Origin of the sequence: Microcystis sp. M109S1 (assembly GCF_020247025.1) — a bacterium.
Classification (GTDB): Bacteria; Cyanobacteriota; Cyanobacteriia; order Cyanobacteriales; family Microcystaceae; genus Microcystis.
Window position 1 is genome coordinate 1 of the sequence record NZ_JADBRW010000326.1, and the last position, 2,536, is coordinate 2,536.

Genomic DNA, 2,536 nt, shown 5'->3' on the forward strand with positions numbered 1-2,536 from the left:
ATCGAGAAATTTCTAAACTGCAAGCTAAGAAAACGGAAGTTTGACCGAATCATGAAAACTTTAGCATCTCCGATGATAACTGCGGCGAAATTCAATTATATCGCCCGTTTTTCGCTAATCCCTGGACTAGGCTGAGGGATGTATTTTTTCAGGTTAAAAGAGAAAATAGGCATCAGAAAAGAAAATTGGCCCATCTCCGTCTGGGAAAATTTAGTACAAGTGTTCAGAATAGCAACTGCGGCGCTGCCATGTAGTCTGAAGGAGTAATTTAGATAGTCAACAGCTGAGGGTACAAGGGAGCAGCCAGTTTAATTCCGCTCGAGGTGGAGTTTCCTGATATAGTTTTAAAAGCAGTCGGTTCAAGACAAAAAGACATGGTTACTAGGGGCGAACGAGGAGTAGAAGTGAGGAAAAACGAGAGCTTTTCTCTGGCTTCCTATCTGGAGGAAAAGCGGTTAATTGTCGAGTCAGCTTTGGATAGCTCTTTAGTTATCGGCAATCCTGCCAAAATCTACGAGGCGATGCGCTATTCTCTCCTCGCCGGCGGCAAACGTCTGCGGCCGATTTTATGTCTGGCTACCTGTGAATTGATGGGGGGTTCCCTAGAGATGGCTTTACCCACCGCTTGCGCCCTGGAAATGATTCACACTATGTCATTAATTCATGACGATTTACCCGCCATGGATAACGATGATTACCGACGGGGGAAATTAACCAACCATAAGGTTTTTGGCGAAGATATCGCTATTTTAGCCGGGGATGGTCTCCTGGCCTACGCTTTCGAGTATGTGGCTACCCAGACTCGTAATGTACCTCCCCTACAGATTTTAGAGGTAATTGCCCGTTTAGGTCGCACGGTCGGGGCAGCGGGTTTGGTGGGGGGTCAGGTTTTAGACTTGGAATCCGCAGGAAAACCCGATATTTCGGCAGAAACTCTCGGTTTTATCCATACTCAGAAAACCGGATCCCTGTTGGAGACTTCTGTGGTGTCGGGGGCAGTTTTAGCGGGGGCAAAAGCGGAAGATATAGCTAAATTAGCCCGTTACGCTCAAAATATTGGCTTGGCTTTCCAAATTATCGATGATGTTCTCGATATCACGGCGACAAAGGAGGAATTGGGCAAAACCGCCGGTAAGGATCTACAGGCACAAAAAGCCACCTATCCTAGTCTCTGGGGGATAGAAGAGTCCCGCCAGCAAGCTCAACAGTTAATAGATAGTGCCATCGGTGAATTGAGTGGCTACGATGAGGCCGCTGAACCTTTACGGGCCATCGCCGAGTATATTGTTAATCGTAAAAATTAAATTAAACGAATGAGATTATGCAGGACTTCCAGCAGGTGTTACACAATCAAATACTGCTAGTCTCTCTTTTAGCTTGTTTCACTGCCCAGGGACTAAAAGCGCTGATTGAGTTAATCCGCGATGGTAAGGTGAGTCTGCGCTATCTAGTCTCGTCGGGAGGAATGCCTAGCGCTCACTCGGCGCTGGTGGGGGCCTTGGCTACTGGGGTAGGATTACAGATGGGTTGGTCTAGTCCCGAATTTGCGATTGCGGCGCTTTTTGCGGTTATTGTTATGTATGATGCGGCTGGAGTGCGTCAGGCAGCGGGAAAACAAGCCCGGATTCTCAATCAAATTATCGATGAAATGTTCCAGGAGGGCAAGGAATTTAACGAGGAACGTTTAAAGGAATTAATTGGTCATACTCCTTTTCAAGTGCTGGTCGGTTTAAGCTTAGGTATCGGTATCGCTATGGTGCTGCTCTGTCGTTAATTGAGGTGTTTTCTTCGGTTGAGATAAACTAGATTTAATAACTGAAAATCTGGGGTAATCACTCATGTTACAATCCCTAAAAAAAATTGAAGGCTTTCGCGGTTTTTAAAGTTTTGAGATGGCCAATCTTGGTACACCAATTCAAAACTTTTTTGAAACGCATCAGCAGCAATGCTTGAGATAAAGGAATCAAAGTGGCAGGAATCCACTCAACAAAGTGTTGATAACTGGGTAAATTGGCAAAAGCATCGCTCCAGTATTCAGCTACACGGTCTAAATAATAGGATTTGAAGTTTCTGTAATGATTACTATAGACCTCTTGTAAAAATCAAAAATTGTTGTTAGGGTTAGGATTCGGGATTCAGGATTCAGTAGTCAGTAGTCAGGAGAATTAAGAATGAATAATAATCAATTAAATGGTCTATTCACTTTATGCCATTTAATCCTTATTTTTGCCGTTTTTGAATCCTCAAAAATTAATTTAATGAAAAGCGATTAAAATCGTCATAACTTCCCACAGACATAAGCTTCTTTTTTGTTGTCGAGTCTTCAGTCCATAAGCAATTGACACTCCCCGCTCTAAAGAGACGGGGATTCTTGGTTCACAGAGATTACTTGCTTAGACAGAATTGCTTCTGAAAAAGTAGAGGTATTCTCTCCCCAAGCGTTTATTGGATCGAGCCCAAAGGTTCCGGTATGCCCTACCGTACTTAGTCCCCTTTTAAGGATGTTGATTGCGGCGTTTTCATCCCTATCCAAAAC

Annotated in this window: 2 protein-coding genes and 1 pseudogene; 2 read left to right on the plus strand and 1 reads right to left on the minus strand. The window is 44.0% G+C overall.

The window, feature by feature from the left end:
* The first annotated feature begins 374 nt into the window (after positions 1 to 374).
* Together crtE and IM322_RS16415 are read left to right on the plus strand one after the other, a co-directional pair.
* Complete coding sequence (crtE, locus tag IM322_RS16410; protein ID WP_190723295.1) at positions 375 to 1,304, plus strand: geranylgeranyl diphosphate synthase CrtE; 930 nt, start codon at positions 375 to 377, stop codon at positions 1,302 to 1,304.
* Between the two features lie 17 nt (positions 1,305 to 1,321).
* Positions 1,322 to 1,774 (plus strand): divergent PAP2 family protein, encoded by a 453-nt coding sequence (locus IM322_RS16415; RefSeq protein WP_287674085.1) that lies wholly within the window; start codon positions 1,322 to 1,324, stop codon positions 1,772 to 1,774.
* A 579-nt stretch (positions 1,775 to 2,353) separates the two neighbouring features.
* Here IM322_RS16415 and IM322_RS16420 read toward each other — a convergent pair.
* Positions 2,354 to 2,536, minus strand: a pseudogene (locus tag IM322_RS16420) (RNA-guided endonuclease TnpB family protein); the annotation flags it as partial.

Coding starts and splice junctions, on each gene's coding strand:
- crtE (WP_190723295.1), top strand. CDS start 375: ATGGTTACTAGGGGCGAACGAGGAGTAGAAGTGAGGAAAAACGAGAGC.
- IM322_RS16415 (WP_287674085.1), top strand. CDS start 1,322: ATGCAGGACTTCCAGCAGGTGTTACACAATCAAATACTGCTAGTCTCT.